This window comes from Streptococcus sp. 1621 (genome assembly GCF_013276615.1).
In the GTDB taxonomy this organism is placed as follows: domain Bacteria; phylum Bacillota; class Bacilli; order Lactobacillales; family Streptococcaceae; genus Streptococcus.
Genome location: NZ_VMLJ01000039.1, coordinates 17,983 through 44,781, shown reverse-complemented (window position 1 = coordinate 44,781; position 26,799 = coordinate 17,983). Strand labels below are relative to the sequence as shown.

General features: G+C 42.1%; 10 protein-coding genes. 8 read left to right on the top strand and 2 right to left on the bottom strand.

The genetic code is table 11. The annotated features are described in order from the left end of the window. The coding region (locus HT697_RS10180; protein WP_205402778.1) for a hypothetical protein at nucleotides 1-186 on the bottom strand (186 nt) is incomplete at its 3' end. Here HT697_RS10180 and HT697_RS08995 point away from each other — a divergent pair. From HT697_RS08995 to HT697_RS08960, 8 genes are all read left to right on the top strand, one after another. Next, nucleotides 152-13,858, top strand: coding sequence for a DUF1542 domain-containing protein (locus tag HT697_RS08995; RefSeq protein WP_205402777.1), 13,707 nt, complete (start codon nucleotides 152-154; stop codon nucleotides 13,856-13,858). The two genes, HT697_RS10180 and HT697_RS08995, sit on opposite strands and share 35 nt — an antisense overlap. Nucleotides 13,859-14,005: 147 nt before the next feature. After that, nucleotides 14,006-15,283 carry an ABC transporter permease gene (locus tag HT697_RS08990; RefSeq protein ID WP_173263000.1) on the top strand — a complete coding sequence of 426 codons (1,278 nt, stop codon included), beginning with the start codon at nucleotides 14,006-14,008 and terminating at the stop codon, nucleotides 15,281-15,283. Nucleotides 15,284-15,409: 126 nt separating this feature from the next. Then, nucleotides 15,410-16,057 (top strand): ABC transporter ATP-binding subunit Vex2, encoded by a 648-nt coding sequence (gene vex2, locus HT697_RS08985; protein ID WP_023940944.1) that lies wholly within the window; start codon nucleotides 15,410-15,412, stop codon nucleotides 16,055-16,057. A gap of 55 nt (nucleotides 16,058-16,112) precedes the next feature. Next, a complete protein-coding gene (gene vex3 / locus HT697_RS08980; RefSeq protein ID WP_173262997.1) occupies nucleotides 16,113-17,492 on the top strand; it encodes an ABC transporter permease subunit Vex3 in 1,380 nt (459 codons plus the stop codon). 322 nt (nucleotides 17,493-17,814) lie between these two features. Further along, nucleotides 17,815-21,966 carry a hypothetical protein gene (locus HT697_RS10400; protein WP_240149840.1) on the top strand — a complete coding sequence of 1,384 codons (4,152 nt, stop codon included), beginning with the start codon at nucleotides 17,815-17,817 and terminating at the stop codon, nucleotides 21,964-21,966. 161 nt (nucleotides 21,967-22,127) lie between these two features. Further along, nucleotides 22,128-22,784, top strand: coding sequence for a response regulator transcription factor VncR (vncR, locus tag HT697_RS08970; protein WP_173253501.1), 657 nt, complete (start codon nucleotides 22,128-22,130; stop codon nucleotides 22,782-22,784). Further along, nucleotides 22,781-24,109, top strand: a complete 1,329-nt coding sequence (vncS, locus tag HT697_RS08965; RefSeq protein WP_173262994.1) for a sensor histidine kinase VncS — start codon at nucleotides 22,781-22,783, stop codon at nucleotides 24,107-24,109. The genes vncR and vncS overlap by 4 nt, the downstream gene beginning before the upstream one ends. Before the next feature lie 140 nt (nucleotides 24,110-24,249). Continuing rightward, on the top strand, nucleotides 24,250-25,131 hold the full coding sequence (locus HT697_RS08960) for a class II fructose-bisphosphate aldolase (RefSeq protein WP_001019001.1): 882 nt from the start codon (nucleotides 24,250-24,252) through the stop codon (nucleotides 25,129-25,131). Between the two features lie 319 nt (nucleotides 25,132-25,450). Here the strand turns inward: HT697_RS08960 and HT697_RS08955 are convergent, their stop codons facing one another. Further along, nucleotides 25,451-26,641: a ferric reductase-like transmembrane domain-containing protein gene (locus tag HT697_RS08955; protein WP_173262991.1), complete on the bottom strand. Its 1,191-nt coding sequence runs from the start codon at nucleotides 26,639-26,641 to the stop codon at nucleotides 25,451-25,453. Nucleotides 26,642-26,799: the final 158 nt, after the last annotated feature.

Genomic DNA, 26,799 nt, shown 5'->3' with positions numbered 1-26,799 from the left:
CCCTCCCCTAGAAAACCCAACAATCTGGAAAAAAGCAGGTCTAGCATCTACAGCCCTCACATCTACAGGTCTGACCTCTACCGGACTCGCCACTCCAGACGGAGCTGTAACTGAGCAACCAACCGGAGGGAACCGTCGTAGAAGAGGAGGCTTGAGCGCGGCAGCACCAGCTGCAAACTCAGTCAATCCATCTGCTGGAGGGAACGCAACTACTCCTGGAGCTGGCTCTCAAACTACTCCACAGACGCTCCCAACCTACACAAATACAGAAGGTAAAAATGGCGTTTATGGCTTAAAAGATGAATTAGAGTTCATCACTGAGCAACTCCGAGCTAACGGAGCATCAGCAGATAAAATCCAAGCAGCCAAGGCAGCTGCTGATAAGTTCAATGAAGCCTTCTCTAAAGGCAATACCATCAGTCAAGAAGATTTTAATGCTGCCTTAGCAGATCTGAAAAAATCTCGTGGACTGATCGAAGGGGTACTTCGTGAAAATGATGTGAATGCAGGAGAAGTAACAGGACCTGTAAATCCAGCCGAGTCTGCAACTCCAAGTGAAAACAATGTAACTATCCAACCAAGAAGCAACACTAGAGGATGGTCAGGTTTCCGCAATGTGCCAGCAGGAGTACAAACACGTGCGGCTCGTTCAATTGAGGAACGTTCAGGGGAAAATCGCGTAGGACCAGGAAGTTACTTTATTGATAAGTACACCAGTTACTTTGATGAAGGTGATGACTCAACATCTCCATACGACAAGTACACTTATGTGTATTACAATGTTAAACGACAAACTTCTGCAGGTAAAGATGACCCTGTGGTAGACATCTTGAAGTATTTGCGTGAAAAAGTTACTAAAGTAACGGCAGATCTATCTAAAGGCGTTAAAAACGGAATTGACTGGGAAATCACAGTTAATCCTGATCGTAAAAATCTCCAAAATATGAGTTTCTTCTTTACTCTTCCTAAAGGGCAAAGTTTGGTTAGAAATAGCTTTACCATTACTAGGGTGACGTCTACTGAAACTCGTTCCTTTTCATCTCCTGGAAGTGGTAATGATGATGAGATAACTGCCAGCTTGAAAGCTGCAGGTCTGACCGATGTAAGTAAAGGGACTCCGGATAGAACAAATGCTCGGAAACCAACTAAATTTCTAAATTCTGTTTATGACTATGAGGTGTCAACCCTTAATGGCTTAGCTAGACAAGGTGTTTTCCTTCAGAGAGATCATGAATCTTCGGATGAAAGAACTCTTGGAAACAAGAAGTTTGACCAAATTGAGAAAGATACGCAAACCGTCTACTATGGTCAACTAGGGGCTATAGAAAACGGCGTTTACTCTGCAGACCCAACTGCTACTTATAAAATCACCTTTAGAACGGAAGGTAGCAATGAGATACCTAACTTAAGCTACCTATCTGGTCTCAAGGGGGTGGATGTAAACAGTAGAGGGAACCCGCGTAGACTATTAGTCCAACAATGGTATGCTCGGACGAAAGACGAAATAGACGATACAGACAGATTTAAGTTTAAATTAGCGGGGAATACTTACTATAAGATTGACCAACATAAGGCTTATATCCAGAACTTTAACGATGATGGGACAAGACTTTATAATGAAGGTGCAAATACTGTCTATCAGTATAGTCGCTATTTTAATAAACCGCTGAATACTGGCGTGAGAGGAGTCTTAACGTCTGGGGCGGGTTCTTACGCTAGTACATTCAACATTGACATACCATCTTACGGGGACTACTATAATGAAGCGGATCAGCTATTAGATCATGAAAATCAGGGTAAGTTTCAAGCGAATAATAAAGGTCAAACTTTTAAACTCTACAAAGAAGGTTCTAACAAAGAATTAAGTCCTAGAGACTTGACTCTTGATGCTATTTCTACTCCAGGTGTTCATTCCTACAAGTATATTAGAACCTTCAGTGATGGTTCTACAGACTCTGATACTTTCCACTTTGTTACAAAACCGAAAACTCCAACCTTAGATACAGACTTGAGCAATCTAGGGACGGTCAACCCTGTCACGATCACGGCTAGTAATGGAACATCTGGCAAGAAAATGGTTCTTTATCGCAAACTAGCTAATGGCAGTTTGGAAGAAGTGGCGAATGCAAATGCAAATGCATCAGGAGTTGCAACCTTTACAAATGTAACCCTACCAGCCTTGGGAACTTATCTTGTTAAAACGGTTGTGGCTGGACACTGGTTAGATGTACACAATAACAATGAAAAACATGAAACTGTAGAGTCAGACCCATCAGACGAGAAGACGACTCGTAAGATTGAAATAGGCGTCAGCACAGGAAATGTACCGGGTACAACTAAACCTAACCTAAAAGATGAGAAGGTTATCCCGTATCCAGCTAATCAAGTTGTGACAAATAATAGTGTTAAGTTTATCGCTAGAGGTTATAAGAACATTAAGAACTTAGTCGTTACAGGTGCGGAAAATATCGTAGCTGCCAACGAATGGCGTACAGAGGGACTAAATAGCCAAGAAGCGACTATTAGAATAGAGAAACGAAACGGTTTTGATGGCAATAAACGTGGGGTTTATGAGTTGACTGTAACGGCAACTGCAGAAGACAACACAATCACTACCTATAAAACCCATCTCTTTATTCCGCCGACAGCAGGAAGTTTCGAGACGACTAGTGATGACCTACGTGAAAAAGCCAATAGCAAACCACAAGTGACAGCAACAGGATTCTTAGCCAACCCAGCAACTTTGCCAGATTACGAGTGGAAAGCTTACTTGGTAAAAGGAGGTCAAAACAACCCTAACTCTTTTGTCCAGGAAGCCCAAAATTATACGGTAGTAGCCGCTACTAATATTCAAGCTAACGGGAAAGCGGTCTTTAATGAAGCTGACTATCGTCAAACGGAGATCGGAACAGATAATTTACGTTTGGTAACAGCTCTGGTAAAAACTGGGACTGACCAGGTGTTTGAAAATCTCAACTCTAGTCTGAGTGAGAGCACAATCAAGGCTACCGTTCCTCGAACAGACTATACCCAAAAACCAGGACGCTTAACCTTTATCCAAGGGGAAACACCTACCTGGGGAAATCCTAGGGACTACTTCACCTATGGAGACGGCTCTGCTATCGGGACAGATAAAACTTTCTTATGGAAAGAGGATCCTCAGACTTTTAATGTTATTGCACCTAAAAATCCTGATTTAACAGTAGGTACTGGAAAAACTGTGGATGTCTTAGCGTCTTATCCTGGACGCGGTATTATAACACTGAAGTTGACTTATGATGTAGTCGCACCTGTAACCCCTAAGAACAGCATGTATACGGTCAAAGGAAAAGACTTTGTCAAACCAAACACTACGACTGCGGCAGTAGCATCAGACTTCTATAACAACACCCAAGGTAAGATTATCGCGTGGAAGGCTGGCTCAGATCCAAATAAAAATGCGGCTGCGGGTCAAAACCATACAGCAACAGCGATTGTGACCTATCCAGGAGTGGATAGAAACGGTCAGCCTATTACTAGAGAAGTTACTACAAACTATACGACAGTTAATACAGTTCTGGTAAAAAATGTCTTCACTGCTACTCAAGATGGCAAGTTGACAACAGGAAACGACTCTGAGGCTTCAAGCTATACACGAGCAGAAACAGGTTCAAAAACGCATATCCAAAGCGAAGAGTTTGTCACTACAAGTCGAACAACTGCGACAGCTCCATCAACTGCCAAGGCTGGAAGTCTCAATAAAGAGATTGAAGTCACTTACGATAATGGTCAGACCCAAAACCTCGGGCTTGTTACCAGCGTGACACCAAGCGCTCCGACTATTACAAGTGATTTGCGCGACAAAGCAGGATTGACAAACCAAACAATCACAGTGTCTAACGTCCCAGAAGACGGCACGGTAGAAGTGAATCTAACCGCTAATGGCACAACGATTCCAAATACCACTGTGAGACGTGTTGGAAGCCTAGCAGAAGTTACTGTCAGAGGGGAATTGCCAGCTGGAACCATCAAGGCAAGCACAAAAGTAACCAATAATACTTACTCCTATACAGAAGGAAGAGGTAAAGATATAGCCTTAACCTCTCCTGAGAGCGACGCTCAAACTTCAACCTATAAACTGGCTACCAAGAAGATCTATACTGTCAAAGATGATGCAGCGAACTTTACAGCTTCAGATTATGTTTATTGGGATAAAAATGGCACAAAAACGGCTCTACCGCAAGGAACAACCGTAACATGGGTTCGTTCAGTTGCGACAACGACAGCCGGCGAACAAAATTATCAAGTAACCGTACGTGTTCCCAACCAGGCAGAGACGACCTTGAACGTCCCAGTTAAAGTTTATGATAAGGTGACGCTCAAGGCACCAACATATACCAATGCCAAGGGGAAATTAGAAAACGGAGACAATGCAGCAGGCTATGTAAATGGGGTAACTCAGGGAGTGACAGTTGCATGGCAAGGAGGCCGAGTGCCAGATGTCAGCCAAGCAAATCCAAATCTAAAAGGCAATATTGAAGTTTCGTATGCTACAGATGACGCTGCAAATCCGATTAAACGAACCTTGCAAGTGAATCTACCGACTTATAGCGCAACTCAGACAATCTTTACGAAAGAAACGACGGTAGGAACACCATTTAATAATCCTAATACTTATGACAATTTTACCCATGATTATCCAGTCCCAGGCAATAGGGCAGTTAAAGCTTATTGGGTAGGAGGCAATTCAATTAGGGATGTCACGGCTACTACTTTAGGAAAAGTAGTGGCTGGGATTGAGGTTTATTTCCCAAATCCAGATGGATCGCCGGGCTATAATCAAAATCGAAAACAAGTACTGAATGTTACCTTTATTGTGAAACCTAAGACTCCGTCTATAGATGAAGCATCGGTTAGTGGAAAAGCTGAGACCAACAATCCAACAGTAACCATTAACAATGTGACACCAGGAACAACGGTTGAGCTCTACAACGGCGATACGAAAATTGGTTCTGTAGATGTACCGAAAACTGGAAATGAAACGGATACATCAACGAAGACGGCGAATATAACAGTAAACGGAGTGTTACCATACACGACAAATCTTCGTGCTAAAACCATTTACCAACCAAACAATCCTGATCAAAACGTAGCGTCTGACTTTAGTGCTAGCGTTAGAAGCACAACTCAAGCCCCACAGGCACCTACAGTGTCTCAAAGTCCAGAAGACTTGGTTGTAAAATCAGAAGTGGGACAAGATGGCGCTACGAAAGCGACCTTGACCTATATCAATGCCGATGGCGAGACCAAAACAGTAGGCTTTACGAAAAATGGAGGTTACTGGGATAAGGATAATGCCAATGCTGACACTACAGTGTCCATTATAAATGGTACAAACGGAAGAGGAGAAATCCAAATCCAACCAGATACAGCTAGAGCAGGATCGACTGTAACAGTTGTACAGAAGACAGACAAATCGGCTATTAGTGCCCCGGGAACTACCAGGGCTTTGGGACGCTTAAATGGCTTGACAAATACAGCTCAAGCAGATGGTTCTGTGGAAATCCGTGTTCCGGAAGCTGCGACTCGTATGAGTTTGACCTATACACCACAAGGTCAAACAGCACCTAAGACATTAGAATATACCAAAACGGGATCAACCTGGACATCACACACTGGAACAGAAATCTATTCACTTGATCGTAAGATTATTATTCCGAAAGCTAATGTTGCGGATGGCTCAACAGTTTCGGTCATCGCATCCAATGACAATAGTACAACTACTACTGTAGAAAGCAAAGCCAAGTTTGAACAACCGAGCGGAACAACTAGTACTACACGTCAAAACGGAGATGTAGAAGTTACATTACCGACAGATGCAGAAAAAGTAACCTTAACTTATAAGAATAAACAAAATACCAATGCCACAGTAACACTGGTTAAAGAAGGAACTAATTGGACATCTTCAACAAACTTACCAGATGGTGTCAGTCTAGCAAATGGTAAGGTTACGCTTGATTATACAAAAGTAAATAGGGATACAAATATCACAACGGCCTCTACTAGAGGAAAAGGTGATGTTGAATCTAAAGCAAATAACCAAAGTTATGCTATTCCAGAACACACAGCTCCGACGACCCAAAACGTTGTCATCGCTGCCGGTGCGACACCTACAAATGAGCAGCTAGCTACAGGTGTAACAGTCGCAACCAAACAATCCGTTGTAGCTAAAGACCCACAAACCGCTATTGCTGCAGGAACGACTAAAGTTGTTGCAACTACCTTGACTTACCAAGATGGGTCAACAGAAGATGTAAATATAACGGTTAAATCAAGACCAAATACTCCAACAGTAACTAAGAGTCGAGAAAATCTTGTTGATGAAGCTTTGGAATCTACAGCGCGTAGCATTTCAGGAACAGCAGCTCCAAGGGCAACTGTAACAATCACCTTGCAAGATGGAACACAGCGTACTGCGCAAGCGGATGAAAACGGTGCATGGAGTTATGCTCTAAAAGATAGAGAAGTGTTATCATATACACCTAATGGTTTTAATAACAATAGAACGGATACTCTAGGGGTTAATGCAACTCGTGTTAAAGTTTCGCAAACGGTAGACAATATTTCTTCTGCTGAAAAAGAGATAGATGTTTATCTAGGAAATGCCAATGTAGTAGGAGCGGTAGCGGCTGGTCGTGATATTGATTTGAGCATTCCGCACGATGCGTACACAGTGGCAGTAAAAGTAGCAGGTAGGGGAAGTGATATCGGAATTACTCGAGATGCTACAGGAAACTGGAGAATTGTGGATGCTAGAGATCGTGATGCTATAGAGATTGTTCAAGGTAGTGCGAATCAGGATCCGAGTCGCATAAATCTAACACTTAGGTTGAAAAATACCGATCCAGCAAGTACACCTAGCTTTAGGCTTCAAAAAGGTGATAACAAGATAGAGACACGTGTTCATGTACCGATAGGTAACGATATTTGGGGTAGACCTGCGAGCGGATGGGTTGGAAGCTCGGTAACCAATACACTTCCAACAGTAGAATGGCAGTCTGGAAAAGAAGTTCAGGAAGGTCAAACCATTCCATCGCCAACAGTCGATGAGTTGAAAGATTACTTTGCGGGTCATGACGTCGAGGATGATGCAGGTAAGACAGTAGGATACGGAGCTTCTTCACGAGGAAAATTACGTGTTCGAGTATTCACTGGTCGAGACACTGCTCGCAATATCGAGGGTACTTCTGTCGGTGCTCAAGCAAATGGTCGAATCGCTCCAGGTACCTATACTCTTGTCTTATCAACAAGAGATGCTGCAGGAGAAGAGTCTAATCTTCTTGAAAGAAATGTCGTGATTCAGAGCCATGCTGATTATTATCGTGGCACTGTTAAGTATCCAACAGCTGAAGAAAAAGTCACCTATAATGATACAGCAATCACGAATGGTAACTTTACACCAGCAGCCAAAACAAGCTTTAAAGATAAGATCCAAGAGCTAAATCGTACGGTACTTCCAGCTACAACAACCTATACAGCTGGTAATACAGATGATAAGACCAAGGTAGCTGTGCTTGGCTTCCCAGATGGTTCTACTATTGATATTTCACATACGCAAGTAGCCAAACCAGAATCTCCTACAGTGACGTTGACTCATGATGATAAAGTATCTGATGCTGATCGCACAATTTCTGGTACAGCGCTTCAAAACGCGACAAAAGTTACGATTCATTTCCAAGATGGACGTGGTGAGCTAGGACATGCAGATGTTGTACCTGCTAATGGTAAATGGACTTATACTCTTCCAGCAGGACGTTACCTCCGTCAAACAGAACAATCAAGTCTACCAGGTTCTTCAACTGTACCATTATCTGTAACACAAACAGTATTTGATGCAGTTAGTGACGCTAAGAAAGTATATGTTGCAAAAGACCGTAACTTTGAAGGGAAAGCAATAGTAGGTAAAGCAGGAGATCAAGAACTTACTAATCTGAAGAATGATCCTAGATTAGGAATTAAGTACACAGAAAGAAATGTTCCAAAAGATTTTCCAAGCGACTTTTCTGCAAGTTGGAAGGAAACACCAAATATCACAGAAGTCGGAACTAGAACCTATATTGCCAAAGTATTTGAAGCAAATAAAGCAGATGCGGTTGCTCAAGAAATTGAAGTAGAAGTAACTGTAAAAGCAGCCACCCCAGATCAAGTGGTGGCAAGCCACAAACAAAATGGAGATGCAGTCTTAACACCGCCAACAAATGCGGACAAAGTAACCATCACGTATACGGACAAAGTTGGAGCACAAGAGACGGTCAAACTATCAAAAGAAGGCCAAAACTGGAGTGTAACAGAAGGAAAAGCAGGTTTACTACAGGATGGCAAAGTGGTACTAGGATACAAAGACATCGACAGAAGTCAAGCTATCCAAGCAAGTGCCACAGCAGGAAGCGACAAGTACCTAAGTGACGCTTCAAGCACCCAATACACAGTACCAGAACACAGTGTGACCATCACTCCAATCACAAGAGCACAAAGCGATAGCCTACAACCAAGAGCCATCGAAGATGCAGTGACAGTAGACAACAAAGCAAGTGTAGTGAAAAAAGGAGACTTACCAGAAAGTATCGGTAAGAACAAGATTGCAGCGACGGTAACGTATGATGATCAAAGTACAGAAGATGTAGAAATTCCGTACACTATCAAACCAGACGCACCAAGTGTTCAAACAAGTATAGGAAAAGTAGGAGCAACCAGTGTAACTGTAAACGGAGTCACTCCAGGAACAACCGTAGTCTTGTATGACGTAAGCAATCCAACAAATCCAAGAGAATTAGGACGCAAAGACATCACAGGAACAACGGGAGACGCCAAAGAAAATGGAGTAGACGTAACAGTCACAACTCTAACAAAAGATCAAAAAATCGCAGCGAAAGTGATCTACAAACCAACATCACAAGACGAGCGAACAGAATCAGACTTAGGAGAAAGCCTAACAGTTAGAGAAGGACTAGCCGTAAATAGCATCCATGCGATTAAGGGCGAAGCTTACACAGGTGAAGCTAAAGGACGTATTCGCTACAACGACAATACAGACGAAGCGCTTAGAACCAACCTACCAGACAACGCAACAGTAGAATGGAAAGATAACCAAGCACCAGACTACAACGCGGTTGGAACAAGAAACTACACGGCGGTAGTGACAATACCAGGACAAGGAAGTACAGAAGTAGAAGTACCTGTCCATGTATATCCAACAGCTAGCTTGAAGAAATCAAGCTACACGAACAAGTTGGGTAGCTTGTCAAACGGCACAGAAGCTTCTAACTATGTTTCATTTGAAGGTACAGACAGTAAGCCAAATAACGTAACAGTTCGTTGGAAAGATGGTACCCCAGATGTATCTAGCGTGTCTGCAGACCGTAAGGCTAAGATAGAAGTTGTCTACCCAGGAAATGGCTCTGCGACGGATACAGTTGTGAGAGAATTGGAAGTATCCCTTCCAACCTACCACTCGGTAGCTAAGGCTACAGAGTACACTCTAACAGTAGGAGAAAACTTCGACACAAACGCGAAGAACTATGTGACAACAAGTCCAACAGCGCCACAAGGTATAGAATACGCATGGAAGACAGATGGCACAGCCAACCAAGAATACGGTTCAGATACATGGGGCGGAGTAAATGGCGACTGGATTGGTAAGAAGACCAACAAGGTTAAGGTTTACTATCCAAACGCAGATGGAGGCAATGAGAAATCAGAAGCTCTAGCAGAAGAGACACAAGAAATCACCTTCATCAAAAAACCAGCCAAACCAAGCATTACAACCGACTTGGAATGGAAATCAGGCACAAGATCAGTAGTAGAAGTAGGCAATGTCACAAGCGGCACACGAGTAGTCTTGTATGATGAGCAAGGAAACGAGCTAGGACATACAGACGTACCAAAAGGCACAGACTATGCGACAGCAACGACTACAACCATTACACCGACAAAAGACTTACCAAAAGGAAAAGTCTACGTCAAAACAATCTACATGCCAGATAACCAAGCAGAGAAAGTAGAATCTGACAAATCAGATGATGTGACAGCTAAGTTAAACGAGCTAAGTGCAAAAGGAAGCATCCAAACACTAGCAGGCTCAGGCAACATAGCAGGCACAGACACTCTAAATGCGCAAACCTTAGGCAAACTCTTACGTCAAGAAAATGCAGGAGTAGACTTTACAGGAGCAACGGCTCAGTGGAAAGACAAAACAGCATTAGAAAAAGGCGTTGCAGGAACACGAGTAGAAACCTTACTAGTGAAACTAAAAGGTCAAACAGAAAACCAAGAAGTCCAAGTAACGGTGACAACTCTAGCCCAACCAAGTGCAAAAGCAGTCTTGAGAGAAAAAGATGCCAACATCACAAATGACAATCTATCACACTACGTAACAGCAGAAGGCAACGGCACACTAAGTTGGGAAAATGATCCAGCAGAAGTCAAAGTAGGACAAAGCTTACCACGTATCAAAGTAACGTATCCACAAAACGGAGTAGCATTGACAGACATAACAGATCAATACATCACTCCAAGTGTATACAGCTTAGAAGCAAAAGCAGATGCGAAAACGACTGTAACGGTAGGAGACACCTTCACTCCACAAGCAAGTGACTATGTCGTACCAGTAGCAAACACAAGTGCGTTACCAAACGGAACAACCTACACATGGAAAGATGGCAATGCACCGACATCAGCTACAGTAGGAAAAGCAAACTACACAGTAGTGACAAGGTTTGGAACAGGTACAGACGTACCAGAAGAACTTCGAGGTCAGAGTGTAGAAACTACAGTAGAGATTACAGTCCTATCACAAAAACCATCGCAACCAGCCTTAGCCCAAGACCGAACAAGTTTAGAGATTACAGCAGTAGTAGGTAAAGAGGATTCAAGAAAAGCAGAACTTCGCTTTACAGACGCAGCAGGTCAAGAACAGACAGTAAGCTTCACAAAAGGAACAAACGGACAATGGGATAAAGATGATGCCAATGCACAACCGACCGTTCAAATTACAAACAACGTAGATGGAACAGCGACAGTGCACATGACAAGTGGAACAGCCAAAGTAGGAACAACCGTATACGCTAAACAGAAGAAAGACAACTCAGAGTTTAGTGAAGAGGGAAGCCTTGTAGCTAAAGACCGCTTAAACGGCGTAAATGCGACAACAAAAGCTGATGGTTCAGTAGATGTAACAGTTCCACAAGAAGCCGACAAAGCAAGAGTAACCTACACGCCAGAAGGAGAAACATCACCTAAGACGGTAGAGATTACAAAACAAGCAGACGGCAACTGGGCACTACCACAAGACTCAGGACTAGAACTTCGCAAAGACGACGCGACAGGTCAAGTAACCGTAACCGTACCAGCAGACAAAGTCAAAGATGGAACAAAAGTTACGGGAGATGCCGAAAGCGCAACGAAACTAAGTGAAGAAAAAGAAGCGACTGCAAAAGCACCGCAACCAAATGAGTTTAGTGAACATGTACGCGACAACGGCGATGTAGAAATTACAATTCCAGAAAATGCGGACAGCGCAACCATCAACTATCCAGTAAGCGATACAGAAATTAAGACAGTAACGCTTACAAAAGAAGCAGATGGAAGATGGACAGCGCCACAGGACTCAGGTATCACGATTACAAATCCACAAGACAATAGCGCAAGCAAAGTAACTGTACCAAGCGATAAGATTTCAGGCAACCGTACGATTACAGCGACAGCTAAGGCAGGAACAGGAACAGGAGAAAGTACACAACGCGACTTCACTACAACTGTACCAGAGCATCAAAAACCAACTGTAGCAGAAATCACAGTAGGGGCAGGAGCAACGCCAACAGCAGAGCAAATCAATGCGGCAATAACAGCTACTAAGAAACAAAACGCAGTAGCCAAAGGAAACTTAACACCAGTAGGTGCAGGAACAAGCGCGACAGTCAAAGCAGTAGTAACTTATGCGGATGGATCAACAGAAGAAGTAGATGTAACGGTTAACTCTAAGACAGCTACCCCAGATCAAGTGGTGGCAAGCCACAAACAAAATGGAGATGCAGTCTTAACACCGCCAACAAATGCGGACAAAGTAACCATCACGTATACCAACAAAGCTGGAGCACAAGAGACGGTCAAACTATCAAAAGAAGGCCAAAACTGGAGTGTAACAGAAGGAAAAGCAGGTTTACTACAGGATGGCAAAGTGGTACTAGGATACAAAGACATCGACAGAAGTCAAGCTATCCAAGCAAGTGCCACAGCAGGAAGCGACAAGTACCTAAGTGACGCTTCAAGCACCCAATACACAGTACCAGAACACAGTGTGACCACAAATACATTAGTCAAACCATACAAACAAAATGTTACAGATAATGATTTGTTAGACGCTGTAAATGCTGAACACAAACAGACTGTTAATCTGAAAGATGGAACGAGTTATCCTACAACAGATGGTTTCCATGATATTGAACTTACAGTGACATATGAAGATGGTAGTACAGAAAATGTACCAGCCAAATACAAAGTCACAGATGCTTCTAAAGGGGCTATCGACAAAGCGGCTGAGACTAAGAAAGCTGAGATTGATAAGCGTACCGACTTGACGAAAGAAGAGAAGGACAAAGCGAAATCTGATGTTGATACAGCAGCAAAAGACGCTAAGAAAGCTATTGACGACGCTCCAACTAACGATAAGGTAGAAGAAGCGAAGAATAATGGCAATACAGCTATCGATAACATCAACCCAACTGGCGATAAGAAATCTGAAGCTAAGAAAGAAATCGACAAAGCGGCTGAGACTAAGAAAGCTGAGATTGATAAGCGTACCGACTTGACGAAAGAAGAGAAGGACAAAGCGAAAACTGATGTTGATACAGCAGTAACTGTCGCTAAGAAAGCTATTGACGACGCGACAACTAACGATAAGGTAGATGAAGCGAAGAATAATGGCAAACAAGCTATCGATAACATCAATCCTCAGCCTGCTCCTCGTCCAAATCCAACTCCACGTCCTGACGACAGTGCTAACACCAACAGCGGTACTAATGCCGATAACGGTGCTAACACGAACAACGGCGGTACTACCACCCCTGCTGACAGCAATATCAACAGTGTGACACCAGGTAACAGTGGCAACACTCCAGCCCCTGGTGTGACGACAGACGATAGTAGCAACACCACCCCTGCTACTCCATCATCTACTGTTGGACAGGCTCAAGCAAGTACTCCAGCTCAAGAAACACCAGTTTCTACATCTACTTCAAACAATTCAGGCAATACGGTGACTCCTAGCGAGACTGGTCCTGTTGACAAGTCTGAACTTGCTCGATTGGTTGAAGAACTGGAAACTCGTTTGAAAGACTTGGATGGTATTGATCAATCTGTCATTGACGCTGCGAAGGTCATTCTCGGAGAGGGTCAAGAAGCCCTTAGAAATGCTGACTTGACAGAGGCAGGCTTGAGAGAGGTTACTGCTAAGGTCAAAGAAGCACTCGAATCCTTGAAAGGCAAGCAAGCAACTAAGGATGAAGAAGAAAGGAAAGAAACAAGGAAAGAGCAAGGTCATCTTCCATATGGTACGATGATTGGTAGCCTTCTCGCTCTTCTTGGTCTCCTTCTCTTCCTCATCGCGCGTCGTAAGAAAGAGTCAGAACTCAAGAAATTGACCAAGGAATTAACTAAGGTTCTGCAAGAAAACGACCTTACAAATGTAGATGCGAAAGTCCTCGACCAAGCACGAGAAGCTCTCGCTCAAGCAGTTGCCTTCCTAGCCAATGAGAAAGAGTCTGACCACACAGAAGATGAGTTGATTGAGAAACTCAAAGCTATTCTTGCTCAGTTAAGATAAGTCAAGCTTAGACGAGTCGGAAACCAGCTAGAATAGTACTTGAAAGAGCAACGGTGAAAGCCGTTGCTCTTTTTGAGATTTTTTTCGTATTTCATAAACATTTCATATTTGAATTTTATAATAGTCTTACAAATATGGAGGTGACAAATGAATCCAATCCAAAGAGCTTGGGCTTATGTCAGCAGAAAACGACTGAGAAGTTTTATTTTATTTCTGATTTTGTTGGTCCTATTGGCTGGAATTTCAGCCTGTTTGACGCTGATGAAGTCCAATAAAACAGTGGAAGCCAATCTTTACAAATCACTCAACACATCTTTTTCTATTAAGAAGATAGAAAATGGTCAGACCTTCAAGTTATCGGATCTAGCATCCGTAAGCCAGATTAAGGGACTGGAAAATGTTTCTCCTGAACTGGAGACGATCGCAAAACTAAAAGACAAGGAAGCGGTGAGTGGCGAGCAGAGCGTGGAGCGTGATGATTTGTCAGCTGCAGACAAAAACTTGGTTAGCTTAACGGCTCTTGAGGATTCATCCAAGGATGTCACCTTTACCAGTTCAGCTTTCAATCTAAAAGAAGGGCGACACCTTCAAAAAGGGGATTCTAATAAAATTCTGATCCACGAAGAGTTGGCTAAGAAGAACGGTCTTTCGATTTATGACAAGCTTCGCTTGGATGTTGGACAGTCAGAAGCTGGAAAAGGACACACAGTAGAGTATGAAATCGTTGGCATCTTTTCTGGTAAAAAACAGGAGAAATTCACAGGCTTGTCTTCTGACTTCAGTGAAAACCAGGTCTTTACAGACTATGAAAGTAGCCAGACCCTTTTGGGCAATAGTGAATCTCAAGTCAGTGCAGCGCGCTTCTATGTAGAAAATCCTAAGGAAATGGACGGACTCATGGAGCAGGTAGAAAACTTGGCCTTGGAAAGTCAAGGTTACCAAGTTGAGAAGGAGAACAAGGCTTTTGAACAAATCAAAGACTCAGTAGCAACTTTCCAAACCTTCCTGACCATTTTCCTTTATGGAATGTTGATAGCAGGAGCCGGAGCCTTAATTCTTGTTTTGTCTCTCTGGTTGAGAGAAAGGGTCTACGAAGTGGGAATTTTACTGGCACTTGGAAAAGGCAAGAGCTCGATCTTCCTACAGTTCTGTTTAGAGGTAGTTTTGGTATCTCTCGGTGCTTTGCTTCCAGCATTTGTTGCAGGAAACGCCATCACATCTTACCTACTCCAAACTCTATTAGCAAGTGGAGATCAGGCAGTCTTACAAGACACGCTAGCTAAAGCAAGCGGTCTATCAACTAATATCCTATCCTTTGCAGAATCCTATGTTTTTCTAGTTCTGCTCAGTTGCTTATCTGTAGCCCTTTGTTTCCTATTTTTATTTAGAAAATCGCCTAAGGAAATTTTATCATCTATTAGTTAATACTCTTCGAAAATCTCTTTAAACCGCGTTAGCTGTATCTGTAACCTCAAAGCTGTGCTTTGAGCAACCTGCAGCTAGCTTCCTAGTTTAATCTTTGATTTTCATTGAGTATAAGAAGGAGAAATCATGACTTTATTACAATTACAAGACCTTACCTACCGTTATAAGAACACTGCTGAAGCAGTCCTATATCAGATTAATTATCATTTTGAACCCGGGAAATTTTACAGTATTATTGGGGAGTCAGGAGCAGGGAAATCCACTCTCTTGTCCCTCCTTGCTGGTTTAGATAGTCCTGTTGAAGGTTCGATTCTTTTTCAAGGAGAGGATATTCGTAAGAAGGGCTATTCTTACCATCGCATGCACCATATTTCCCTGGTTTTTCAAAATTATAACTTGATAGATTATCTTTCTCCACTGGAAAATATCCGCTTGGTCAACAAAAAGGCAAGCAAGGATACACTACTTGAGCTTGGTTTGGATGAAAGTCAGATTAAGCGAAATGTTCTCCAGTTATCAGGTGGACAACAGCAACGTGTTGCTATTGCTCGCAGTTTGGTCTCAGAAGCTCCAGTTATTCTTGCAGATGAGCCAACAGGAAATCTAGACCCTAAAACTGCTGGAGATATTATCGAACTGCTCAAATCACTTGCCCAGAAAACAGGTAAATGTGTCATCGTCGTAACTCACAGCAAAGAAGTGGCACAAGCGTCAGATATTACACTTGAATTGAAGGACAAGAAACTGACTGAAACTCGCAATACGACGAAATAATACGAACTTTTTCTGTTAGAACTATAAAATAGAATAAAATCTAGAAAGGGAACCTATGTTACACAACGCATTTGCCTATGTTACAAGGAAGTTTTTCAAATCGATTGTCATCTTCCTGATTATTCTCCTCATGGCGAGCTTGAGTTTGGTCGGCTTGTCGATCAAGGGAGCTACTGCCAAGGCTTCTCAGGAGACTTTTAAAAATATCACCAACAGCTTTTCCATGCAAATCAATCGTCGCGTCAATCAAGGAACGCCACGTGGTGCTGGGAATATCAAGGGTGAAGACATCAAAAAAATCACCGAAAATAAGGCTATTGAGTCTTATGTTAAACGCATCAACGCTATCGGAGATTTGACTGGCTATGAACTCATCGAAACGCCAGATACCAAGAAAAATCTAACACCTGACCGTGCCAAACATTTTGGAAGCAGCTTGATGATCACTGGTGTCAATGACTCTTCTAAAGAAGATAAGTTTGTTTCTGGTTCTTATAAACTGGTTGAAGGTGAGCACCTAACAAACGACGACAAGGACAAGATCCTCTTGCACAAGGACTTGGCAGCTAAACACGGCTGGAAAGTAGGGGATAAGGTCAAGTTGGACTCTAATGTCTATGATGCAGACAATGAAAAAGGTGCCAAGGAAACAGTTGAAGTGACAATCAAGGGACTCTTTGATGGCCATAATAAGTCGGCAGTAACTTACTCACAAGAGCTTTACGAAAATACAGCTATCACAGACATCCATACGGCTGCTAAACTTTATGGCTACACAGAAGACACAGCTATTTATGGGGACGCAACTTTCTTTGTAACAGCGGACAAAAACTTGGATGATGTTATGAAAGAGTTGAATGGCATCAGTGGTATCAACTGGAAGAGCTATACACTCGTTAAAAGCTCATCTAACTACCCAGCTCTTGAGCAATCCATCTCTGGCATGTACAAGATGGCCAACCTCCTCTTCTGGGGTAGCTTGAGTTTCTCAGTTCTTCTCCTTGCCCTCTTGCTCAGCCTTTGGATCAATGCCCGTCGCAAGGAAGTGGGAATTCTCCTCTCTATCGGTCTCAAGCAGGCAAGTATCTTGGGTCAATTCATCACTGAATCCATCTTGATTGCCATCCCTGCTCTTGTTTCTGCTTACTTCTTAGCTACTTACACAGCGCGTGCAATCGGAAATACTGTCCTTGCCAATGTGACTTCAGGTGTTGCCAAACAGGCTAGCAAGGCGGCTCAAGCCTCTAACCTTGGTGGTGGTGCAGAAGTAGATGGCTTTAACAAGACCTTGTCAAGCCTAGATATTTCCATTCAGACATCAGACTTTATCATCGTCTTTGTCCTTGCTTTAGTTCTAGTGGTTCTCGTTATGGCGCTTGCATCAAGCAATCTCCTCAGAAAACAACCAAAAGAACTTCTGCTGGATGGTGAATAATACTGATGCTAGACTGAAAAATGAGGCTAGCAACTGAAAGTTCTAAAATGATAAATGAAGTAGAAAGCAATGGTGAAAATCATTGCTTTCAGTTGCTTTCGTTGTACTTTAGTGTTTAAATATGATATACTAAAGCTATGGAATTTATTAGAAAGGAGTTTCGCAACTTATATATGGAATTGTGCATAAAAATCTATAGAAATCTTATCTTGAAAATAGATAGATAAATCTGTAGAAGCCTATCCATATCGCAAACATAGGCTAGTAGACCTAGGCAGGGTCTACCTTGGAAAATATAGAATAGTGAGGAAAAATAAACATTATGAGACAAACAAATGTTAGAGGAAGCTTGTCCCTCCGTGGCTTTAGAAAATTGAGAACTGGTGCAATTGTTGCGACAGGTGTGATTTTGCTAGGTCTGGGCTTTTTAGCCCCAACTGTATCAGCCAGTGAACAAGATGGTGTCTGGGTAGCCAGAACAGTTGAGGAAGTGAAAGCTGACCTTCAAAAAGAAGGTGATTTATTTAAGTATGTCATTAAGTGGGGAGATACATTAAGTGTTATCAGCGAAGCAAGCAATATCCCTGTAGATGTACTCCAAGAAATGAATCAAGCTTCAGGCAAGAATTTATTCTTACCGCACAATGAATTGTACTTTACTGAAGCTGAAACGGTTTCAGATACAGTCACAAAACACAAGATTGTCATCAAAGAAAGTGGTGCAAGTGGCGAAGTTCGCACTTACGAAGTCTTGCTCAAGAAAGATCAGGAAACAAAAGCTGTTACCTTTGAATTAACAGATGTCACTGAGAAAGTTGAAAAAATGGCTGTGAACTATAGCCCAGTCTATCAGCCTGTATCAGCTCCAGTAGTGGAAAGAGCGAAAGAATCGGGTGAAAAGCCTGCCTCAGAAGCACCAGCAGAGACAAGCCCAGAAGTTAAAGAAGAAACAGAAGCTCCAGTAGCGCCAAAAGCAGAAGACGCAGCGACTACACCAGCACCAAAAGAAACAGCACCAGAGGTGGTAACACCAGCTGAATCAACTGAATCAAAAGTAACAGAGCCAGAGGCAGCGAAACCAGCCGTACCAAAAGCAGAAACTCCAACGCCGAAAGTTGAAGAGTCAGCAGAATCGGCTGAACCAAAAACAGAAGCACCGACAACTCCGGAAAATAAAGAAGAACAACCGGGTGCAACAGAAGCAACGGAACCAGAAGTAACAGAGTCAGAGGTATCGAAACCAGCTGGACCAAAAGTAGAAGAGTCAACTACTCCAACACCTAAAGAAGATGCAACTGAAGGAAAAGTAGAAGCGCCGAAAGTTGAAGAACCAGAGGCGTCGGCTGAACCAACAGAGCCAGCGTCAGAGGCTACAACTTCAGGAGAACAAGGTCAACCAGCAGAAGAAACTCCAGCACTATCAAAACCAGAAACCCCAGCTTCAACAGAAGAAGTAGCAAAGGAAGCTGAAGGAACAGAGCCAGAGGCAGCGAAACCAACTGAGTCTAAAGAAGCAGAGTCAACAACTGAAGGAACATCTACAGGAACAGCAGAACCAAAAGTAACAGAGTCAGAGGTAGCAACACCAGCGCCGAAAGAAGAGAAGCCAGCGACTCCAGGTTCAACAGAAGAAGCTCCAGAAACAACACCAAAAGCAGAAGAAAAAGAAGAAGCGCCAGTAGACGGTACAACTTCAAGTGAAGTAGGCAATGCAGGTGAAACTTCTGTTGAGGAGACAGGAAAACAAGATAGCACAACAAATGTACCGTCAGAAGAATCATCAGAATCAGAATCGAAAGCAGAAGATGCAGCTGCAGGAGATACAACAGTTACAGAAGAACAGCCAGCTACACAACCAGCTAGAGAAGAAGGTAAATCTGAAAAAGAACCGAAAGTAGAGGAACAACCATCAGCTCCAGAAGTATCGAATGAGGGAGCAGAATCAACAGAGCCAGCGACTGAATCAACAGTTACAGAAGGAACAACAGAAAAAGAAAAATCAGAACAAGCTTCAAACGGAGCAGGAACAACACCAGGAGCTGAAGCAAAAGAAACTGAAGAATCAGAAGCCAACCCAACACCTAAAGAAAATGCAACAGCAGAAACAGGAACAGAAGTAAATCCAACTGCAAAAGAAGATGCACCTGAAGGAACAGTTTCAGAAGGAGCTACACCAGGTGCAACAGCAGAGACAGGCACAACAACAGAAGAAGGAACTTCAGACGTAACTCCAGGAGCAACAGGAGCAACATCAGGAGATGAAGGAAAAGACTCAAAAGTCGGAGATACAGATAAAGAAACAGGTTCAAAAGAAGAAGGTAAATCCGAAACAACGGAAGAAGCTTCAACTACTCCATCTGCAGATGCTACAAATGAGTCAGGTAAGTCAGAGTCATCAAGTCCAGTAGCAGACGATACTACTTCAAACGGAGAAACTTTAGACCAACCTGTAGCTCCATCATCTAATTCCGATGATTCAGCACCAAAAGCAGCAGAAACAGGTGCTTCAGGTGAGACTGGTACTACAGCACAGCCAGTTGGAGAAGCAGGTGAATCAGAAAAAGAACCGAAAGGAACAGAGGCAGAGGCGCCAACAGCAGGAACAGAGACGACAGGAGCTTCTAGTACAACAACAGAAACAAACTCAGGAAATCCAGGAACAGAAGTTGAAGAATCAGGACAATCAACTGAAGAAGTTGTAACACCAACTCCAGTAACAGACAATTCCCCTTCAGATACAGGAACTACAAATCAACCTGTAGCTTCGAATCCAAGTTCAGAAGCGCCAACACCGTCAGCTGAGGATTCAGCTACAGGAGATACAACAGCTCCAGAAACCTCGACAAATACAGAAGAATCTGGCAATCAATCAGTTGATTCATCGCATTCAGGAGCAGAATCAGCAACTGAAGTAACAGAAAAAGCACCTTCAGGAGAAACAGAGGAAAATTCACAAAATACTGAAGCTTCGACTGGAGACGTAAACTCAGAGTTACCTAAATCAGATTCAGAAAAATCTCAAGCTGATGCACCAGCTGAAGAACACGAGGATTCAGAGAAGTCTTTAGAGAAAGAAACTGAAGCACCGTTAGAAACAGCAAAAGAAGAAAATTTAAAAACTATAAATGAAGCAGCAAATAGTAGACTAGAAGAAATAGACAAAGTTGATGATGAGTCTAAAAAAACAGAATTAAAAAATGAAGTAAATCGTCTTAAAGAAGAAGGATTAAAATCTATTCAAAATGCTAAAACTAATGAAGAAGCAGCAGTAAAAGCTGAAGAATATCAAGAAAAAATTTACGCTGTAGAAATTCCGAATGAGGAAGTTTCAAAACCAAATTATAGTAATGAAGGATTAACAAATGGTCGAAATGATGGAACAACTATAGATGAAAATAGTTCTGGTAATATCGGTCATGGAGCTAGTACACCTAATAACTCAGGATTCCGAAGTGCAGGAACTTACCAACCTCGAGTAACTCGTCGTCGTAGAAGTATTGAGGAACCTCAAAACACAGTCTCTATTTATTATAATTTTGATGGTATGAAAGATATTCCAGGATTCTTCGGTGACCCTGGTGAAAAAAATGATATTGAGATTCCAAAAGATGCTTCTGGGGAAAAAGTCAAATCACTGATTAAAGAAAAAATAGATGCCAAAAAATCAGAATTAGCTAAAAGAGGATATCAATTTTCGGAAGATATATTCGTTGAGTATACTCATCAAGATGCAACTCATTATGACTACGTAGTAACTTTCACTAAGGAAACTACAGGAACTACAGGTTTTAGAATTGCACCAAAAGTTCAAGTAAGAGCTAAAAAAGTTGTAAAAAGAGATTTATCTAATAAAACTAAAAAATTAAATGTCTACTATAATTTAACAGCTCTTAAAGATATAGCTGGAGCATTAGGTGAATTAGATGGTGAAAATGTGCTTACTTTCTCTGGAGAGACATCTAAAGAGGAATTAAAACGAACTGTTGAAGAAAAAACAAAAGCCCAAATCGAGAAACTTAAAAAACAAGGCTTTACAGTTACGTCAAAAACAGACTTAGATCAAATCATTGAAGGTGGAGATAGCTATGACTATGTTGTAGAATTCACAAAAGAATCCAAAACACAGCCAGTAGGAACTACAGGTTTCAGAATGGCTCCAGCAGTTCAACCACGCGCTAGCAGAAATCGTAGAAGTTTAGAACAGCCAGCTCCTCAAAAGGTCAAATTAAATGTTTTTTATAACTTTGATCAAATGAAAGATATTGCAGGTTTCCTAGGCGCTATCAATGAAACTTCTCTTGAAGTCGTAGCGGGTTCAACAAATGAACAGGTGAAAGCAGTGGCAAAGAGCCAAGTTGAAGCTAAGAAAGAAGAGTTGAGCAAACGCGGCTACACTTTCAAAGAGGACTATGTCTATCAAGCTAATGGGAAAGATTATAACTACGTTGTAACATTTTCAAAAGCAACCAAATAATCATTCCACAGGGAGTGAAATGTGAGCAGAGAGAGCGATAGGCTCTCTTTGTTTTATCTCGTGGTCAGTTGCTTACAGACAAAAGGCCAGCAAGAGACCATAATAGAAAATAGAGTAGGTAGTTATTCTAAGAAAAATAAAAAATAGAGAGCAGTTAAAGTATGAAAATTTTAATTGTAGAAGATGAAGAGATGATTCGTGAGGGGATCAGTGATTATTTGACGGATTGTGGTTATGAAACCATTGAGGTTGCAGATGGGCAAGAAGCCTTAGAAAAATTTTCCAGCTATGAAGTAGCCTTGGTTTTACTGGATATCCAGATGCCCAAGCTCAATGGTCTAGAAGTGCTAGCAGAGATTCGCAAAACCAGCCAAGTCCCTGTCTTGATGCTGACAGCCTTTCAGGATGAAGAATACAAGATGAGTGCCTTTGCTTCGCTAGCAGATGGCTATCTGGAAAAGCCCTTCTCCCTCTCCCTCTTAAAAGTGAGGGTGGATGCGATTTTCAAGCGCTATTATGATACGGGAAGAATCTTTTCTTACAAGGATGCCAAGGTGGACTTTGAAAGCTACAGTGCAAGCCTCGCAGGTGAGGAAGTAGCTATCAATGCCAAAGAGTTAGAAATTCTTGATTATTTGGTGAAAAATGAAGGAAGAGCCTTGACTCGTTCTCAGATTATCGATGCAGTCTGGAAGGCGACAGATGAGGTTCCCTTTGACCGAGTCATTGATGTTTATATCAAGGAACTGCGGAAAAAGCTAGACCTGGACTGCATCCTCACTGTGCGCAATGTTGGTTATAAATTGGAGCGAAAATGAAACGAACAGGTTTATTTACAAAGATATTTATCTATACCTTCTCGATTTTTAGTGTTCTAGTCGTCTGTCTCCATTTAGCCATTTATTTTCTTTTTCCTTCGACTTATCTGAGCCATCGTCAGGAAACCATTGGCCAGAAAGCGACAGCCATTGCTCAGTCCCTAGAAGGGAAGGATAGGCAGAGTATCGAGCAAGTGTTAGAGCTGTATTCCCAGACTAGTGAGATTAAGGGGGCGGTCAAGGGTGAGATGACCGAGGACAAGTTAGAAGTCAAGGACAATCTTCCTCTGGACACAGACCGCCAGACCACCTCTCTCTTTATCGAGGAGCGTGAGGTGAAAACGCAGGACGGTGGTACCATGACTCTCCAGTTTTTAGCGTCCATGGATTTGCAAAAGGAAGCAGAGCAAATCAGTCTCCAGTTTCTTCCCTATACCTTGTTGGCATCATTTCTGATTTCACTTTTGGTAGCCTATATCTATGCTCGGACTATCGTTGCCCCGATTTTGGAAATCAAGCGGGTGACCCGACGGATGATGGATTTGGATGCCCAAGTGCGATTGCGCGTGGATTCGAAGGATGAGATTGGTGATCTCAAGGAACAAATCAATAGCCTCTACCAGCATCTTTTGACTGTCATTGCGGACTTGCATGACAAGAATGAAGCTATTCTCCAGCTGGAAAAGATGAAGGTCGAATTCCTACGAGGGGCTTCTCATGAGTTGAAAACACCGCTGGCTAGTTTGAAAATCCTGATCGAAAACATGAAAGAAAATGTCGGTCGTTATAAGGATAGAGACCACTATCTTGGAGTTGCCTTGGGGATTGTGGATGAGCTCAATCACCACGTTCTCCAGATACTTTCTCTCTCGTCTGTGCAAGAATTGCGAGATGATAGGGAACAAATTGACTTATACCAGATGACGCAAAGTCTGGTTAAGGATTATGCCTTGCTCGCCAAGGAAAGAGAGCTCCAGATAGACAATAGCTTGACCCGTCAGCAGGCTTATCTAAATCCATCAGTCATGAAGTTGATTCTGTCTAACCTCATCAGTAATGCCATTAAGCACTCTGTTCCAGGCGGCTTGGTTCGCATTGGAGAGAGAGAAGGGGAACTTTTTATAGAAAATAGCTGTAGCTCAGAGGAACAAGAAAAACTGGCCCAGTCTTTTTCTGATAATGCTAGTCGCAAGGCCAAGGGGTCTGGGATGGGGCTCTTTGTTGTTAAAAGTTTATTAGAACATGAAAAATTAGCTTATCGTTTTGAGATGAAGGAGAATCGTTTAACCTTCTTTATAGCTTTTCCAAAAGTCGCCCAAGACTAGAGATAGAAAGGGTTTACATAGATGAAGCTAGAAGAAATTCAATCGAAACTACGGGAAAAACTAGATTTTTTTGTCAAAAAGTGATAAAATGAACAATGTAAATGGGATGACCCATAAAAATATACAGGAGGCCTGATAAAATGGCAATCGTTTCAGCAGAAAAATTTGTCCAAGCAGCTCGTGACAACGGTTATGCAGTTGGTGGATTTAACACAAACAACCTTGAGTGGACTCAAGCTATCTTGCGTGCAGCAGAAGCTAAAAAAGCTCCAGTTTTGATCCAAACTTCAATGGGTGCTGCTAAATACATGGGTGGTTACAAAGTTGCTCGCAACTTGATCGCTAACCTTGTTGAATCAATGGGTATCACTGTACCAGTAGCTATCCACCTTGACCACGGTCACTACGAAGATGCACTTGAGTGTATCGAAGTTGGTTACACTTCAATCATGTTTGATGGTTCACACCTTCCAGTTGAAGAAAACCTTAAATTGGCTAAAGAAGTTGTTGAAAAAGCACACGCTAAAGGTATCTCAGTAGAAGCTGAAGTTGGTACTATCGGTGGTGAAGAAGACGGAATCATCGGTAAAGGTGAATTGGCTCCAATCGAAGACGCTAAAGCAATGGTTGAAACTGGTATCGACTTCTTGGCAGCTGGTATTGGTAACATCCATGGTCCTTACCCAGCAAACTGGGAAGGTCTTGACCTTGACCACTTGCAAAAATTGACAGAAGCTCTTCCAGGATTCCCGATCGTATTGCACGGTGGATCAGGTATTCCTGATGAGCAAATCCAAGCAGCTATCAAACTTGGTGTTGCCAAAGTTAACGTTAACACAGAATGCCAAATCGCATTCGCTAACGCAACTCGTAAATTTGCTCGTGACTACGAAGCAAACGAAGCAGAATACGACAAGAAAAAACTCTTCGACCCACGTAAATTCTTGGCTGACGGTGTAAAAGCTATCCAAGCATCAGTTGAAGAACGTATCGACGTATTCGGTTCAGAAGGTAAAGCTTAATCTAGCTGAATAATACAGAGAAGACCTGCCCATTGGGTGGGTTTTTTGATTTCAAGCTACTCGTTTTAGTATAGTAAACTGGATCTAGACTAGCACAATGCTGCTTCTATAGCGTTTTGAAACTGGAATAGGATGCCATGACTGCTAAAAGATTTCTGTAAATTCATTTGATTTTCCTAATCAATTTGTTCGTATCCTATTTCATTCCACTATAAAATATTCTTATCAATTGATTTGAATGCCAAAATTCCATCGCTCCGGTCTTATTTCATTTGGCTATAAAAAACTCTCCTGGGAAATTTCAGGAGAGTATGAGTGGTTATTTGAACTTGAATCCTTCGTAAATAAGCTCTGCTTTTGGATTTTGTTTCTTAATCTGTTTGGCAAGTGACTTCATCATAGAAAGAGGACCACACATATAGACGGTTGCCTGTTCGGGTACTTCTTTTTGTTCAAAATTAAGATAGCCGTTTTTTGTACTGTCGACTAGATGGAGTTCAAAATTAGGATTTTTCTGAGCATAGTCACGGAGTAAATCTAGATAAACTGCATTTTCATCTCCACGGAAGCTATAGTAGAAGTGAACCTGTTTATCTAAAATAGGATGTTCACGGATGTAAGAGATGAAGGGGGTAATCCCAATACCTCCAGCAATCCAAACCTGATTTTCTCGTCCTTCTTCTATGATCATGTGTCCGTAAGCTCTATCTACGCTTACTTTGCTGCCGACTTGAAGATTGTCATAGATATTCTTGGTATGGTCGCCTGAATTTTTGACAGTAAAGTAAAGAGTTTGGCCGTGACCACCTGAGATAGAAAAGGGATGCGGAGCACTTTCAAAGCCCTCTTGGAAAATCTTTAGAAAGGCAAATTGTCCTGCTTGATAATTGAAAGGTCTGCTAAGATGAATTTGAATTTCTCTAGTATCGTGGTTTAAGCGTTTGAGATGGGTAATTTTCCCTAGATAGGGGAAGGAAATCTTTTGATAAAGGAAGATGATGTAAAAACCAGCCAGTAAGCCTAAAAGGGCATAGCTACCAACAAGAAAACTTAGAAGATTAAATGTAAGGAGACGATTGCCCATCATCATGTAGACATGAAAGAGTCCGAAAATATAAGCTAGGTAAACCAGGCGGTGAATCCATCGCCAAGCTTCGTATTGGATGTATCTGCCTAAATAGGCGACAAGGATGATACTGGCAAAGATATAGATGGCAAGATTTCCAAACTGAGCAGCTAAACGAGAGCCCCACAAACCGCCCATACTTAAGTTATGAAAGATTAGTAGGATGATGGAGAGAAAGGCTGTGAATTTGTGGACAGTATAGACCTTCTCCAAACCGTGAAACCAGCTTTCTAGTAGGGGGAGACGAGTGGCTAGGATAAAAGTCAGAGATAGGCTTGTTAAAGCTAGTCCTGGAATCATGAATTGGGGAGAAGTGTTCATCCAAGTCAAAATAGTCAAGATAAAACTAGCTATGATAAAGAGTAGTCCTTTGATTGATTTCATAGAGAATTTCATTTCATTTAGATTTGATTTGTTGTAAACAAATTTGTTACATTTTATCATAGAAAAAGTATGGTGTCAAATTGAGGTCTATAAATATCTACTCTCATCAAAAAACTCTCCAATTGAACTGGAGAGTGGCTGTTTATACTCAATGAAAA